This window comes from Pseudomonas sp. A6, assembly GCF_052367875.1.
GTDB lineage: Bacteria > Pseudomonadota > Gammaproteobacteria > Pseudomonadales > Pseudomonadaceae > Pseudomonas > Pseudomonas citronellolis.
On sequence record NZ_CP198970.1, the window covers coordinates 6097128 to 6111054 of the forward strand.

The following is a 13927-nucleotide window of genomic DNA, read 5'->3' on the forward strand; positions in this document are numbered from 1 at the left end:
GGGGGGTTGCGTGGGTGCCTACCCTGAAGAGCGCCCTCTCCCTAACCCTCTCCCTGAAGGGAGAGGGGACCGTTCGGCGTGCATGGGTATTCCTGCGTCAGCCGGCAAGCGCGGTGGTTTCCGGCTGAAACCATGCCTGTTCTCGGCACGGTCTAGCCCCCTCTCCCTTCAGGGAGAGGGCTGGGGAGAGGGAGCGGAGTCAATCTGTCGCACCTCGACAACCGGGAGGCGCCATTCGCGAGCAAGCTCGCTCCTACGAAAAGCCCCTCAACGCCCCCGCCCTAAGCCGGCGTCAGACACTCCGGCCCATCACAAGCCGGATCATTGACTATGCTCGCCAACGCCTGCTCCCGCAGCCGCACCTGCGGCCGGGCCAGCAGGCTCAGCAGCTTGGGCAGCGGCGTCTCGTCCCCCAGCCAGAGCGCCCTGTCCTCCTCGCTCTCCAGCAGCAACGGGCGGCGCAGCGGACCGGCCGCCTGGGTCACCAGGGCCAGGCTCAGCCAGGTGTGGCCGTCCACCGGGTAGGCCTCCCAGACTGCGGCGAAATAGCTCAGGCCACTGGCGCCGGCCACCCAGTAAGGCCGCTTGCGCACCCCGCGCCATTCGTAGAAGCCGTTGGCCGGCACCAGGCAGCGGCGGCGGGCGAAGGCCTCGCGGAACATCGGCTGCTCGGCCAGGGTCTCGGCGCGGGCGTGGGCCGGGGTGCGCGACAGGTCGGTGAGCCAGGCCGGGGTCAGGCCCCAGCGCGCCAGGTCGGCGCGGCGCGCGTCGGCCTCCTCGCGCAGCATCAGCAGCTGCGCGCCGGGGGCGAGGTTCCAGTGCGGCGGGTGGTCCTTGGGAAAGCCCGGCAGCTCGGCGAGCTCGCGGGTCCAGCGGAACAGGGCAAAGCGGGCGGTCATCGGCGCTCCAGCGCGGCCTCAACAGAGCAGCACGCCGCTGGCCGGGCCGAACTCGTCGGCCGGGCCGGGCAACGGCTGCGCGGCATTGTACGCCTGGATCAGCTCCCGCGCCTGCTGCGCCGCGTCGTCGTCGACCCACAGGTGCAGCAGCCCGTGCAGCGGCAGTTCGCCGATGCCACCGAGCAGGTGGCGGCCACCGAGGTGGCAGTCGATGCCCTCGCTGGCCAGCATGCCGGCCAGCAACTCGGCCTCGGCCAGGTCGGCCGGTTCGTAGACTCGCTGCATCAGTCGTCCTCCCGGTGAACCTCCAGCGTCCACTGGGCGCCGTCGGTGTACAGCTGGAACAGGATGGGCCGGCAACACACCGGACAATCTTCATAGTAGCTCTGGTCGCCGCCGGAGAGGTCTAGCACGGCCTCGGCCGGTTCCCCGCAATAGGGGCAGCGGTAAGCCTGGGTCTCGAGCATCTGAAGGTCCCCTGTGACTTCCGTTATACTCCCGCGGTCTTTTTATCCGGCCAGGCCCGCGGGCATGGCCGTTTTCCGGGGGAGAGGCCCGCGCCAGACGCGTGCCGTGCCAGTTACACCCATGAACAAGAGAGCATGATGGGCGAGTTCGAAGCCATCCGACCGTACAACGACGCCGAAGTCCCGGCCGTTCTCCAGCGCCTGCTGAGCGACGACGCCTTCCTGGGTATTCTGGCGCGTTATCGTTATCCGCGCCTGTCGCGCCCCTTCGGCTGGCTGCTGCGCCCGCTGATCGCCCACCGCCTGGCCCGCGAGGTCACCGGCATCCGCAGCGTGGTGGAGCTGCAGGACAAGTGCGAGCCCTACGTCGACCGCACCATCGAGCACGCCACCGACGGCGTCACCTACTCCGGGCTGGACAACCTCAAGAGCGGCCGCGCCTACCTGTTCATCGCCAACCACCGCGACATCGTGATGGACCCGGCGTTCTGCAACTACGCCATCTACCACGCCAAGCTGCCGACGCCGCGCATCGCCATCGGCGACAACCTGCTGCAGCGGCCCTTCGTCAGCGACCTGATGCGCCTGAACAAGAGTTTCATCGTGCACCGCTCGATCAGCGGCCGGCGCGAGAAACTGGCGGCCTACACCACCCTCTCGGCCTACATCAACCACTCGATCCGCGACGACGGCGAGTCGGTGTGGATCGCCCAGGCCGAGGGCCGCGCCAAGGACGGTGACGACCGCACCGACTCGGCGATCCTCAAGATGTTCCACATGAGCCGCAAGGACGAGCCCTTCGCCGAGGTGGTCCGCGAGCTGCACCTGATCCCGGTGTCGATCAGCTACGAGTACGACCCCTGCGACGCCGCCAAGGCCCGCGAGCTGTACACCCGCGCCACTACCGGCGAGTACCGCAAGGCGCCGGGCGAGGACGACGCCAGCATCGCCCAGGGCATCACCGGCTACAAAGGCCGCGTGCAGATCAACTTCGGCGCCGAGATGGACGGCGACTACGCCGACGCCAAGCAGCTGGCCGCCGCCCTGGACCGGCAGATCCTCGGCAACTACCGGCTGTTCCCGGTGCACTACCTGGCCTACGAGATGTCCGAGCTGCGCGACCCGGCCCTGGCCGTGCCCGGCGCCGAGAGCCTGTTCGGCGCCGAGGAACTGCGCCGGGCCCGCGAGCAGTGGCAGCAGCGCCTGCAGGCCTGCCCGCCGGAGCACCGCCCCTACCTGGTCCTGCAGTACGCCAACCCGGTGCTGAACCAGTACCGGCTCAAGCAGGCCTGAACCACGGCCATGAACGAAAAGGGCGCCCATGGGCGCCCTTTTGCATCGTGACGGTGCGTTTTCAGCCCGGCAGGTGCGTGCTGTACTGGCTCAGCGCGACGGCCAGGGCCAGGCAGGCGAAGCCGAAGAGGTAGAAGAAGCGGTTGATCTTCGCCGTCGAGGGCTCGGCCTCGGCCAGCGGCGCGGCCACGCCCTCGCCACCGGCGACCAGGCGTTGCAGGGCCTGGCGCTCGCGCCGGCGGGTGGCCAACAGCAGCCAGGCGCCGGCCAGGGCGAAGAACAGCGCCAGGTCGTTGAGGACCCGGGCGGGATGGGCCTGGAACAGATTCCAGAGCGCCTGCAGCGACATCACGACCTCCACACTTCAGGACTGCACGCCCGGAAGCCAGAAAGCGCCAAGGCCGAGTTCTGTACGAAGCGACGAACCGCAGCGGGTGCGTCACAGGACTGAAAGAAAGACGCCCGATTGTATCTGTCAGGAGGATGGCGCAGCCAGTTCGGTCGTCTTATTCACGACGAACGTCAGTCTTATCGAGAAGGGTTCTAAGCCTTTTCCGACACCTGGCACATGACTGGCTAGTCACCTTTCGCCATCCGGTATCCCGCCTAGGAGATTCGCCATGCTCGAAATCGTACCCCACGAAAGCGCCTACCTGATCGAACACCTGGATGAAATCGAAGCCGTGGTCACCGACCTCTCCTTCAACGTCCAGGACGACCACTGGCTGGTGTACTGCCAGGCCTGCGGCCACGAACACCTGGACCTGCCGGAGGCCGACGAGCGCCGGCCGGCCTACGAGACCGACCCGTTCCGCCAGGCCGCCGCCTGAATTCCCACGTCCATGAATGAAAAAGCCCGGCAGGTGCCGGGCTTTTTCATTCGCGCCAGGACGATCAGCGCTGGTTCAGCGTCTGCCCGATAGTCGGGTCCTTGAACACGCGGTCCAGGGCGTCGCTGAGCACGTCGCTGACCAGCTTGGTGTTGGTCTGCTGGTTCGGCGCCATGCCGAAGCGCTGGTTCAGGCTGGAGCCGTAGCGGCCGTTGTAGCGGCGCCCGCCGGCCTGCACGTCGACGCGGAAGGTCGCGCCTATGGTGGCCTCGGTGACGTAGACGCCGTCCTTGGGCGACTGGTACTTCAGCTCGGCCAGGGTGAGGGTCAGGGTCGGGGCGTTGTAGGCGTTCGGCGAGGGGGTGAAGCCGAGCAGGCGTACCGCCGCCTCGGTCTGCGCCTGCAGCTTGGGAATCACGTCCTGGCTGCGCACGGTGACCGCGCTGGTCTCCGAATAGAGGCCGCCGCGGGTGCCCAGCTCGGTGCTCTGGCGGCCGTCGACCACCTTCACCACCACAGGCTGGCCCTGGCCGACGGCGACCGGCTGGCCCTTGAATACCGGGTCCGGGTTCAGTTGTTGCGGGCTGAGGGCACAGCCGGACAAGGCCAGGGTGCCGGCGGCGATCAGACTGAGCAACAGGCGCTGCAACATGTTCGTGTCTCCATGGGTTGGGCTCGGAACGGCGGGCAGTATACCGGCCGTCGGAGCGCCCTGATAGCGCTCTGCAGGTTGGACGCTGGCACTTTGTTGCAGGTTCCTTGGCGGCGACACGCGCGCGGAAAAAACGCACCACGATGGTGCAAAAAGGGCAAATCCGGTGACCGGAACTCGGAAAAAAGTCTAAGTCCGAGGGCTTTTTTTGCATTTCGTCGTTATAATCGCGCCCCGATTATAAGGACGCCTCCTGATCGGGTCCCACAGCCCGACGGCCTCGCGCCCGTCGGCCTGTCACACCCTCCTAGAGAGTCGCCAATTGCGCCGTGGCCACCGGTCCCGCGCTTTGTACCGATCGTTGCGACGAACTTTCAGGCAAGGATTGCCGCGAGTCCCCTCCGTACCGAGTCCGGACCCGCCCGCAGCGACGACCCCCTTTGAGCTTCACGTCTCCATAAGAGCGTGATTTGAAGGTTTTTCACTACTTCACGAGAGTGTGGCGAGCGAGAATGGCGAACGAACACGAAGCGTTGGATGTGCTGCTGGTTGGCGCCGGCATCATGAGCGCAACCCTGGCGACCCTGTTGAAGGAAGTCGAACCCGGCACCCGCCTGGAGATCGTCGAACTGCAGGAATCCGGAGCCATCGAGAGCTCCAACCCCTGGAACAACGCCGGCACCGGCCACGCCGGCCTCTGCGAGCTGAACTACACGCCGCAGGCCGCCGACGGTTCCATCGACATCAAGAAAGCGGTGCAGATCAACGCCCAGTTCGAGGTGTCCAAGCAGTTCTGGGCGCACCTGGTGGACAAGGAAGGCTTCGGCAATCCGCGCAACTTCATCAACCCGGTGCCGCACCTGAGCTTCGTCCGGGGCAAGGACGTGTCCTTCCTGAAGAAGCGCTTCGAGACGCTGAGCCGGCACCACGCCTTCGAGTCCATGGTCTATACCGAAGACCGCGAGCAGCTGGGCCAGTGGGTGCCGCTGACCATCCCCGGCCGCCCGGCCGACGAGCAGGTCGCCGCGACCCGCGTCGAGCACGGCACCGACGTCAACTTCGGCGCCCTGACCAACCAGCTGCTGGCCCGCCTGGGCAAGCAGGACGGCGCGAAGGTCAGCTACTTCCAGAAGGTCGTGGGCCTTGAGCGCGACGGCCAGGACTGGATCGTCGACATCAAGAACACCCAGAACGGCCAGTCGCGCAAGATCCGCACGAAGTTCGTCTTCCTCGGCGCCGGCGGCGGCGCGCTGCCGCTGCTGCAGATGTCCGGCATCCCGGAAAGCAAGGGCTTCGGCGGCTTCCCGGTGAGCGGCCAGTGGCTGCGCTGCGACAACCCCGAGGTGGTCAGGCAGCACCAGGCCAAGGTCTACAGCCAGGCCGAGGTCGGCGCCCCGCCGATGTCCGTGCCGCACCTGGACACCCGCGTGGTCGACGGCAAGAAGTCCCTGCTGTTCGGGCCCTACGCCGGTTTCTCCACCAAGTTCCTGCGCCACGGCTCCTTCCTCGACCTGCCGCTGTCGGTGCGTGGCAGCAACCTGATGCCGATGCTGGCGGTCGCCCGCGACAACATGGACCTGACCCGCTACCTGGTGCGCGAAGTCATGCAGTCCATGGACCAGCGCCTGGAAAGCCTGCGCAAGTTCTACCCGCTGGCCAACCCGGCCGACTGGCGCCTGGAAACCGCCGGCCAGCGCGTGCAGATCATCAAGAAGGACGCCAAGAAAGGCGGCATCCTGCAGTTTGGCACCGAGCTTGTGGCCTCCGAGGACGGCACCATCGCCGCCCTGCTGGGCGCCTCCCCGGGTGCCTCGGTGACCGTTTCGATCATGCTCGGCCTGCTGGAGCGCTGCTTCCCGCAGCAGTACCAGTCCGAAGCCTGGGGCGCCAAGCTCAAGGAGATCTTCCCGGCCCGCGAGAAGCAGCTGGAGACCGATGCCTCGGCCTACCGCGAGATCAACGCCTACACCTGGCAGAAGCTGCAGCTGGATCAGTGATCCACCGCCAGCGCAAAAGGCCCGCCATTCGGCGGGCCTTTTCGTTTGCGGGGCTATCGTTCAGCGGCAGCTGATCATCCAGCCGACGCCGAAGCGGTCGTGGAGCATGCCGAAGCGCTGCGCCCAGAAGGTCTTCTCCAGCGGCATGTCCACCCGCCCCTCCTCCGCCAGCGCGGCGAAGGCCTTCTCCGCCGCCACTACGCTGTGCAGGGCCAGATGCAGCGCAAAGCCGTTGAACGGCGCCTCGTGCTCGCCGCGCCCGTCGGACATCAGCACCTCGGTCTGGCCGATCTGCAGGCTGGCATGCATGACCTTCTCGCACCAGCCGTCAGGCACCTGCAGCGGCCCCGGCGCCTCCTCGTAGCGCATCAGCGCATTGAGCTGCGCGCCGAGGGCCTGCTGGTAGAAGGCGATGGCTTCGTCGCACTGGCCATGGAAGAACAGATAGGGCTGTACATGCATGTCGGCGTCCTCACCTTGTCGTTGTTCTACCTGCAAGTCTAGGCGGGGGGCCGGGGTTCGCGAGCAAGCTCGCTCCTACGAAGAGCATTCCACCCTGTAGGAGCGAGCTTGCTCGCGAACCCTGCGGGCACGAAAAAGCCCGCACGCGGCGGGCTTCTTCACAGCAAGGCCGATCAGCCGCGGGCGGCTTCGATCACCTCGATGTAGGGCTCGGCCTGGCGCTGGTCGCGGATCAGCGCGATGAAGTCCTGGCCCTTGGCATCCTTGGCGCCGAGGTCGTAGCCGGCCTCGACGAAGAACTTCACGAAGCGCTCGAAATCGTCGATGCGCAGGCCACGGTAGGCCTTGATCAGCTTGTGCAGCGACGGCGGGGTGTCGTCGGCCGGTTCGACCTCGAGGAACAGCTTGATCGACTCGTCGCCGATCTCTTCGCCAATCACCTGCTTCTTGTCTTTACGCATCGCTCGCTTCTCTCTACGGCACCAGTCGACGGCCCGGCCGTCATCAAAGGCGGGCAGTGTAACCCCGCGGCGGGCGCCGGCTCAACGCAGGCGCACGGCGCCGCTGTGCAGGTCGGCCCAGACATGGCCGTTGGGGTAGCTGAGGAACTGGCAGTACACCGGGCCATGGCGCAGCAGGTCGAGCAACTGGGTATAGGACGCTGCCGGGTAGGACAGGCTCAGCGTGCGGCTGGCGGCGTCGTAGCTGGGCTTCTTCAGGCTCTTGCCCTCGCTGTCGAAGCTGATCAGCACCTGGGTCACGGCGCCGCCCTTGTTCAGCGGCTTGCCCTTGAGGCGCAGCAGCGCCGGGGTGGTGATCGGGATCGGCTGCTGGTTGGACTGGCGCTGGTTGCCCAGCACCACGCTGTATTCGGTGACCTGCAGCAGTTGCTGCTGCTCCGGCGCCTCGCCGCGCAGGTTGTTGTCGTCCGGCGGCAGGAACTGGGCATGGGCCACCGGCGCAGCGGCGGCGAACAGCGGCCCGGAGAAGGCCAGGAAGGCAAGGCAGAACAGGTGGCGCAACGTCATCGTGAACCCCGCGGGAAAACTCGTCCGGCACTCTAGCATGGGGCCGGCAGCACTCGTACAGGTACGTGGTGAGGGCTTTCAAGCATTGATAAAATTCGATGCGTTCGCTCACTCACATGCCACCAGATGGATGCAGAGGCCCCATGCTGCACAACGTTTCCGACCTCGACCTGCGCCTGCTGCGCATCTTCGCCACGGTGGTGCGCTGCGGTGGCTTTTCCGCCGCCCAGGGCGAACTGGGCATGGGCCAATCAACCATCAGCACCCATATCGCCAGCCTGGAGACGCGCCTGGGCTACCGCCTGTGCGAACGCGGCAAGAGTGGCTTCCGCCTGACCGACAAGGGCGCCCTGGTGCTGCAGCACGCCCAGGGGCTGTTCGCCGCGCTGGGCGACTTCCGCGACCAGGTGCAGTCCCTGGCCGGGCGCCTGGTGGGCGAGCTGCGCCTGGGCCTGGCGGACAACATCGCCACCCTGCCCGAGGCCCGCATCCACGAGGCCCTGGCGCGCTTCGGCCGGCGCGACCAGGAAGTGCGCCTGCAGCTGTCGATCGGCTCCTCCAGCGAACTGGAACGCCAGGTGCTGGGCGGCGAACTGCACCTGGCCATCGCCTGCTTCAGCCGGCAATTGCCGAACCTGCGCTATCGCCCGCTGTACAGCGAGCGGGTGGCGGTGTTCTGCGGCCGGGGCCATCCGCTGTTCGAGCACAAGGCGCCCGGCCAGGCCGAGCTGGAGGCCTGCGCCTGGGTGCAGTACGGCTACGCCCAGGCCGACGTCCAGCTGCCGGCCGACCCACGGCGCAGCACGGCGCTGGCCAGCAACATGGAAGCGGTAGCGCACGCCGTGCGCGCCGGCACCCACCTGGGCTACCTGCCGACGCACTACGCACAGCGCTGGGTGGACCGGGGCGAGATGCGCCCGCTGCTCGCCGAGCGGCTCGGCTACGGCATCGAGCACAGCCTGCTGCTGCGCGACGATGCCGGGCACAACCAGGCCCTGCAGGCGCTGGTGGAGGACCTTTGCGCCGTGCATGGCGTGTCCCTGCCCTAGGGATCTCATCCGCGAATCGCGCCGGGGCATCCTGGCTTCCCGTAGGAGCGAGCTTGCTCGCGAACAAACGCGGTGCCATGCGGTTCGCGAGCAAGCTCGCTCCTACGAAGAGCACCTCGGCGCAGCGGGCCCTGCCCGCGATTCGCGCGCAGAGCGCGCTCCTACAGGGGAACGATGTGGGCGGGGCAGCGTAGGGCGTATAACCGTTCGCGGTTATACGCCGGGCCGGAACATCGGTGCCCCACGAGCAAAACCTCAGCGCGGCGCGGTGATGTGCTTGATGCCGAGGAACGCCGACAGCCCCCACGGCCCCAGCTCGCGGCCGATGCCGCTGGCCTTGCCGCCGCCCCAGGAGGTCTGCGGGAACACCACCTGCGGCGAGTTCAGCCAGACGTGGCCGGCCTCCAGGCGCTCGGCGACGCGCTGGGCGCGGGCCAGGTCGGCGCTGACCACGGTGGCGGCCAGGGCGAAGTCGCAATCGTTGGCCTGGCGCAGGGCGTCGGCCTCGTCGCTGAAGCGGCGCACGCAGAGCACCGGGCCGAAGATTTCCTCGCGCCACAGGCGGCTGTGTTCCGGCACGTCGACGTAGACGGTCGGGCGGATACACCAGCCCTCCCCTGCCTCGCCGCCGGTGAGGCAGGCCAAGCCTTCATTGCGGGCGATGGCGAAGTAGTCCAGCACCTTGCGGTACTGCGCTTGGCTGGTCATCGGCCCCATGTCGATCTCGCCGGCCAGCGGGTCGCCGACGCGCAGCGCCTCGACGGCCACCTTCAGGCGTGCCAGCAGATCATCGGCGATACTCTCTTCCACCAGCAGGCGCGAAGTGGCCGAGCACATCTGCCCGGCGTTCCAGTAGACGCCGGCGATGATCCACTGCACGGCATCGTCCAGGTCGCTGTCGGCGAACACCAGGATCGGCGACTTGCCGCCCAGTTCCAGGCCCACCGGCAGGGTGCGCGCGGCGGCGGCCTGCATGACCTTGCGGCCCACGGCGTTGCTGCCGGTGAAGGACAGCTTGTCGATGCCGGGGTGGCTGCTGATGGCGGCGCCGGCGTCGGCCAGGCCCGGCACCAGGTTCAGCACGCCGGCGGGCAGGCCGATGGCGTCGGCGACTTCACCGAGCACCAGTTCGATCAGCGGGGTGATCTCCGACGGCTTGAGCACCACGGTGCAGCCGGCGGCCAGGGCCGGCGCGACCTTCCAGGCGCTGGTCACCAGGGGGAAGTTCCACGGCACGATCAGCCCGGCCACGCCCACCGGCTCGAAGCGCGTCTGCGAGCGGAAGCTGGCGTCGGGCAGCGCCACGTCGGCGTTCTGCCGCGCGTCCAGGCCCGCGGCCAGTTCGGCATAGTAGGCGAAGGTCGCGATGGCGTCGCCGATGTCGATCTCCGCCTCCAGGCGCGGCTTGCCGCTGGCGCGCATCTGCAGCTCGACCAGCGCCTCGCGGCGGACTTCCAGTTGTTCGGCGAAACCGCGCAGATACTGCGCGCGCTCGGCCCCCGTGGTCTCGCGCCAGTTGGTGAAGGCGCGACGGGCAGCGGCCACGGCCAGGTCGACTTCGGCAGCGCCGGCGGCGGCCACCGCTTCCAGAGGTTCACGGGTGGCGGGGTTGATCGGCTGCAGGGTGGCGCCGCTGGCGGCGTCGCACCATTGGCCGTCGATATAGAGCTGGGTGCGCATGGTGACCTCGGAGGTAGTTTCAGCGAGGCCGGCAGGATAGGCGGGGGATGGATCGGCAAAAATGCATATCGATGCATGAATACATCGACGTATATAGATGTGTAGGAGCGAGCTTGCTCGCGAACGGATTCCGCGGCGGGGGTTCGTTCGCGAGCAAGCTCGCTCCTACGAAAAGCCCCGCATCACGCGGGGTTCAGGCGGGAAACTGCGCCCGCATCCAGGCCAGGTATTCAGCCGCGCCGGGTTCACCCTCGCGCGGGGCCCAGGCGCCGCGTTCGTCGTCGGCCAGGGCCTGGTAGGGGCCGGCCTTGCATTCGAACATCAGGCTGTCCGGCGCCAGCGCCACCAGGGCGTGGAAGGTGCCCGGCGGCAGGTCCACGCCGGGGCAGTCGCCTTCGACCGACAGTTCGCGGGTGGCGAGCAGTTCGCCGGCCTCGGAGAAGATCAGCAGGCCCAGGCGCCCCTTGAGCACGATGATGCTCTCGGCCTTGTCGGGGCTGCGGTGGCAGTGCGGCTGCACGTAGGTGTCCGGCTGCAGCGCATTGAGCAGGCGGTGGCAGGGCTCTTCCATCGCGTGCAGGTTGTGGTGCTGGCGGCGACGCGGGCTGGCGGCCGCCTGCCCGGCCAGCCCGGCGAACAGGGCCCGGTCGAGGAAACGCGGCCCGGCCACGGCTCAGAGGCCCTTGACGGCGAAGATGCCCGGGGCGTTGCGCCAGTAGCCCTTGTAGTCCATGCCGTAGCCGAAGATGTAGCGGTCCACGCAGGACAGGCCGACGTAGTTGGCCTTCAGGTCCGGGCGCGCCTTGCGGTCGTGGTCCTTGTCGATCAGCACCGCGGTGTGCACTTCGCGGGCGCCGGCGTGGCGGCAGAAGTCGATGATCGCCGAGAGGGTGTGTCCTTCGTCGAGAATGTCGTCGACGATCAGCACGTCGCGGTCGATGAAGGAGATTTCCGGCTTGGCCTTCCAGAACAGCTCGCCACCGGTGGTCTCGTTGCGGTAGCGGGTGGCGTGCAGGTATGACAGCTCCAGGGGGAAGTCCAGCTTCGGCAGCAGCTTGCCGGAGAAGATCAGCCCGCCGTTCATCACGCAGAACACCACCGGGTTGCGCTCGGCCAGGTCCGCGTTGATCGCCTGGGCGACGCGGCCGATGGCGGCGTCCACTTCGGCGTCGTTGTACAGGCAATCGGCTTCGGCCATGACTTGGCGGATGTGCGCGAGATCGACGGACATTGGCGGGCTCTCCCGGAAAAAGTGCGCAAAGGTACCCATCCCTCTGCCCTGGAGCAAGTACCGGCGGACGAAAGTCGCCGACAATCCCGCGCCAGGCCAGACGGGTTCCGGCAGTAGGCGGCCGGCGGCTATTTGTCGCGCACCGACTGCCAACTGCCCCTAAGATGCTTTACGCTACCGCAATTTTTTGCCAGCCCCCTCCCGGAGACCCCGTCCATGCCCGTGCACGAGATTCGCCATCCCCTGATCCGCCACAAGATCGGACTGATGCGCCGCCACGATATCAGCACCAAGAATTTCCGCGAGCTGGCCCAGGAAGTGGGCGCCCTGCTGACCTACGAAGCGACCAAGGACCTGCCGCTGGAGAACTACGAGATCCCCGGCTGGGCCGGCTCGGTGCAGGTGGAGAAGATCGCCGGCAAGAAGATCACCGTGGTGCCCATCCTGCGCGCCGGCATCGGCATGCTCGACGGCGTGCTCAGCCTGATCCCCGGGGCCAAGGTCAGCGCCGTGGGCGTGGCGCGCAACGAAGAGACGCTGCAGGCGCACACCTACCTGGAGAAGCTGGCGCCGGACATCGCCGAGCGCCGCTCGCTGATCATCGACCCGATGCTGGCCACCGGCGGCTCCATGGTCGCCACCATCGACCTGCTGAAGAAGGCCGGCTGCAGGGAAATCCGCGCCATGGTGCTGGTGGCCGCGCCCGAGGGCATCAAGGCGGTGGCCGAGGCGCACCCGGACGTCATCATCTATACCGCCTCGATCGACCAGGGGCTGAACGAGAACGGCTACATCATCCCCGGCCTGGGCGATGCCGGCGACAAGATCTTCGGCACCAAGCAGAAGGAAAACTGATCCATGGCCGATGAATTCAACGACCCGCTGTGGCGCCAGGTCATCGCCGGCGCGCAGATGCTCTTCGTGGCCTTCGGCGCCCTGGTGCTGATGCCGCTGATCACCGGCCTGGACCCGAACGTGGCGCTGTTCACCGCCGGCTTCGGCACCCTCATGTTCCAACTGGTGACAGGGCGCCAGGTTCCAGTGTTCCTGGCCTCCAGCTTCGCCTTCATCACCCCGATCATCCTCGCCAAGGGCCAGTTCGGCCTGGCTGCGACCATGGGCGGGGTGGTCGCCGCCGGCTTCGTCTACACCTTCCTGGGCCTGGCGGTGAAGATCAAGGGCACCGGCTTCATCGACCGCCTGCTGCCGCCGGTGGTGATCGGCCCGGTGATCATCTCCATCGGCCTGGCCATGGCCCCCATCGCCGCCAACATGGCCATGGGCAAGGCCGGCGACGGCGCCGAGCTGATCCCCTACCGCACCGCCATGCTGATCTCCATGCCGGCGCTGATCACCACCCTGATAGTCGCCGTGTTCGGCAAGGGCATGCTGCGCCTGGTGCCAATCATCAGCGGCGTGCTGGTGGGCTATGCGCTGGCCTTCATGTTCGGTGTGGTCGACGTGGCCAAGATCGTCGCCGCACCCTGGCTGGAGCTGCCGAAGTTCACCGCGCCGGAGTTCAACTGGCAGGCCATCCTGTTCATCGTCCCGGTGGCCCTGGCCCCGGCCATCGAGCACATCGGCGGGGTGATCGCCGTGGGCGGGGTGACCGGCAAGAACTACCTGAAGACCCCGGGCCTGCACCGCACCCTGCTGGGCGACGGCATCGCCACCTCCGCCGCCGGCCTGTTCGGCGGCCCGCCGAACACCACCTACGCCGAAGTCACCGGCGCGGTGATGCTGACCAAGAACTACAACCCGAAGATCATGACCTGGGCGGCCGCGTTCGCCATCGGCCTGGCCTTCGTCGGCAAGTTCGGCGCCATCCTGCAGAGCATCCCGGTGCCGGTGATGGGCGGCATCCTCTGCCTGCTGTTCGGCACCATCGCCTCGGTGGGCATGAACACCCTGATCCGCCACAAGGTCGACCTGTCCCAGGCGCGCAACCTGTGCATCGTCTCGGTGACACTGGTGTTCGGCATCGGCGGCGTGCTGATCGGCTCGGGCACCGGCCCGGACGACTTCGGCCTGAAGGGCATCGCCCTGTGCGCCATCGTCGCCATCGTCCTGAACCTGCTCCTGCCCGGCGAGGACGGCTGGCAGAACAAGGCGCTGGAGGAAGGCGCCAAGGAAACCGAACACCCGTGAGCCCCGGGCGCCCCGGACCGACGAAAGGACCGGGGCGCCGCTGCCGAGGCTGCCGTAGACTCCCCTCAGCGACTGCGAACGCCAGCCCGAAGCGGTAGTCCACAGAAGAGGGAAGCGCACAGTCCCGGAGGTAAATGTCATTTCCGTCTGCCGCAACACCCCGCGCCCCGAGCTGAACGGAGCGCGCCCCA

The 13927-nt window shown here is 67.6% G+C and carries 17 protein-coding genes; 6 read left to right on the forward strand and 11 right to left on the reverse strand.

The features are described 5' to 3' along the window. Window positions 1-281 precede the first annotated feature (281 nt). Genes ACTWJ5_RS26720 through ACTWJ5_RS26730 form a run of 3 tightly spaced genes read right to left on the reverse strand, consistent with a single transcriptional unit; the run spans window position 282 to window position 1366 of the window. A complete protein-coding gene (locus tag ACTWJ5_RS26720) occupies window positions 282-899 on the reverse strand; it encodes an SOS response-associated peptidase (RefSeq protein ID WP_253391447.1) in 618 nt (205 codons plus the stop codon). An 18-nt stretch (window positions 900-917) separates the two neighbouring features. Next, window positions 918-1184, reverse strand: a complete 267-nt coding sequence (locus ACTWJ5_RS26725; RefSeq protein ID WP_058487500.1) for a putative signal transducing protein — start codon at window positions 1182-1184, stop codon at window positions 918-920. Continuing rightward, window positions 1184-1366: a CPXCG motif-containing cysteine-rich protein gene (locus ACTWJ5_RS26730; protein WP_074982306.1), complete on the reverse strand. Its 183-nt coding sequence runs from the start codon at window positions 1364-1366 to the stop codon at window positions 1184-1186. The genes ACTWJ5_RS26725 and ACTWJ5_RS26730 overlap by 1 nt, the downstream gene beginning before the upstream one ends. Window positions 1367-1501: 135 nt before the next feature. On the opposite strand from ACTWJ5_RS26730, the gene ACTWJ5_RS26735 reads away from it, so the two are divergent. Continuing rightward, window positions 1502-2659, forward strand: coding sequence for a 1-acyl-sn-glycerol-3-phosphate acyltransferase (locus tag ACTWJ5_RS26735; protein WP_064584299.1), 1158 nt, complete (start codon window positions 1502-1504; stop codon window positions 2657-2659). 61 nt (window positions 2660-2720) lie between these two features. Here the strand turns inward: ACTWJ5_RS26735 and ACTWJ5_RS26740 are convergent, their stop codons facing one another. Then, complete coding sequence (locus ACTWJ5_RS26740; protein WP_043314065.1) at window positions 2721-3008, reverse strand: hypothetical protein; 288 nt, start codon at window positions 3006-3008, stop codon at window positions 2721-2723. A gap of 271 nt (window positions 3009-3279) precedes the next feature. Here ACTWJ5_RS26740 and ACTWJ5_RS26745 point away from each other — a divergent pair, with 271 nt between their 5' ends. Continuing rightward, the gene (locus ACTWJ5_RS26745) at window positions 3280-3489 is read left to right on the forward strand and encodes a hypothetical protein (protein WP_074982300.1); all 210 of its coding nucleotides are present in this window, start codon (window positions 3280-3282) and stop codon (window positions 3487-3489) included. 64 nt (window positions 3490-3553) lie between these two features. Here ACTWJ5_RS26745 and ACTWJ5_RS26750 read toward each other — a convergent pair whose 3' ends face one another. Then, window positions 3554-4141, reverse strand: a complete 588-nt coding sequence (locus tag ACTWJ5_RS26750) for a YajG family lipoprotein (protein ID WP_253391450.1) — start codon at window positions 4139-4141, stop codon at window positions 3554-3556. A gap of 512 nt (window positions 4142-4653) precedes the next feature. On the opposite strand from ACTWJ5_RS26750, the gene mqo reads away from it, so the two are divergent. Further along, window positions 4654-6138, forward strand: a complete 1485-nt coding sequence (gene mqo / locus ACTWJ5_RS26755; RefSeq protein WP_444436874.1) for a malate dehydrogenase (quinone) — start codon at window positions 4654-4656, stop codon at window positions 6136-6138. A 60-nt stretch (window positions 6139-6198) separates the two neighbouring features. On the opposite strand, the gene ACTWJ5_RS26760 is transcribed toward mqo, so the two are convergent. From ACTWJ5_RS26760 to ACTWJ5_RS26770, 3 genes are all read right to left on the reverse strand, one after another. Continuing rightward, window positions 6199-6600 carry a VOC family protein gene (locus tag ACTWJ5_RS26760; protein WP_444436875.1) on the reverse strand — a complete coding sequence of 134 codons (402 nt, stop codon included), beginning with the start codon at window positions 6598-6600 and terminating at the stop codon, window positions 6199-6201. A 173-nt stretch (window positions 6601-6773) separates the two neighbouring features. Further along, window positions 6774-7061, reverse strand: a complete 288-nt coding sequence (locus ACTWJ5_RS26765) for a PA4642 family protein (protein WP_074982291.1) — start codon at window positions 7059-7061, stop codon at window positions 6774-6776. Window positions 7062-7142: 81 nt separating this feature from the next. Beyond that, window positions 7143-7628 carry a hypothetical protein gene (locus tag ACTWJ5_RS26770; RefSeq protein WP_074982288.1) on the reverse strand — a complete coding sequence of 162 codons (486 nt, stop codon included), beginning with the start codon at window positions 7626-7628 and terminating at the stop codon, window positions 7143-7145. Window positions 7629-7771: 143 nt separating this feature from the next. On the opposite strand from ACTWJ5_RS26770, the gene ACTWJ5_RS26775 reads away from it, so the two are divergent. After that, window positions 7772-8677 carry a LysR family transcriptional regulator gene (locus tag ACTWJ5_RS26775; protein WP_444436876.1) on the forward strand — a complete coding sequence of 302 codons (906 nt, stop codon included), beginning with the start codon at window positions 7772-7774 and terminating at the stop codon, window positions 8675-8677. 255 nt (window positions 8678-8932) lie between these two features. On the opposite strand, the gene ACTWJ5_RS26780 is transcribed toward ACTWJ5_RS26775, so the two are convergent. The 3 genes from ACTWJ5_RS26780 to ACTWJ5_RS26790 all read right to left on the reverse strand — a co-directional run bounded on the left by ACTWJ5_RS26780 (window position 8933) and on the right by ACTWJ5_RS26790 (window position 11588). Further along, window positions 8933-10357, reverse strand: a complete 1425-nt coding sequence (locus ACTWJ5_RS26780) for an aldehyde dehydrogenase family protein (RefSeq protein ID WP_444436877.1) — start codon at window positions 10355-10357, stop codon at window positions 8933-8935. A 193-nt stretch (window positions 10358-10550) separates the two neighbouring features. Then, window positions 10551-11027, reverse strand: coding sequence for a WbuC family cupin fold metalloprotein (locus ACTWJ5_RS26785; RefSeq protein WP_261747707.1), 477 nt, complete (start codon window positions 11025-11027; stop codon window positions 10551-10553). A gap of 3 nt (window positions 11028-11030) precedes the next feature. Beyond that, window positions 11031-11588, reverse strand: coding sequence for a hypoxanthine-guanine phosphoribosyltransferase (locus ACTWJ5_RS26790; RefSeq protein ID WP_009615834.1), 558 nt, complete (start codon window positions 11586-11588; stop codon window positions 11031-11033). A 216-nt stretch (window positions 11589-11804) separates the two neighbouring features. On the opposite strand from ACTWJ5_RS26790, the gene upp reads away from it, so the two are divergent. Further along, complete coding sequence (gene upp / locus ACTWJ5_RS26795; protein WP_116425615.1) at window positions 11805-12443, forward strand: uracil phosphoribosyltransferase; 639 nt, start codon at window positions 11805-11807, stop codon at window positions 12441-12443. 3 nt (window positions 12444-12446) lie between these two features. Next, a complete protein-coding gene (locus tag ACTWJ5_RS26800; protein WP_444436878.1) occupies window positions 12447-13736 on the forward strand; it encodes a uracil-xanthine permease family protein in 1290 nt (429 codons plus the stop codon). Window positions 13737-13927 lie beyond the last annotated feature (191 nt).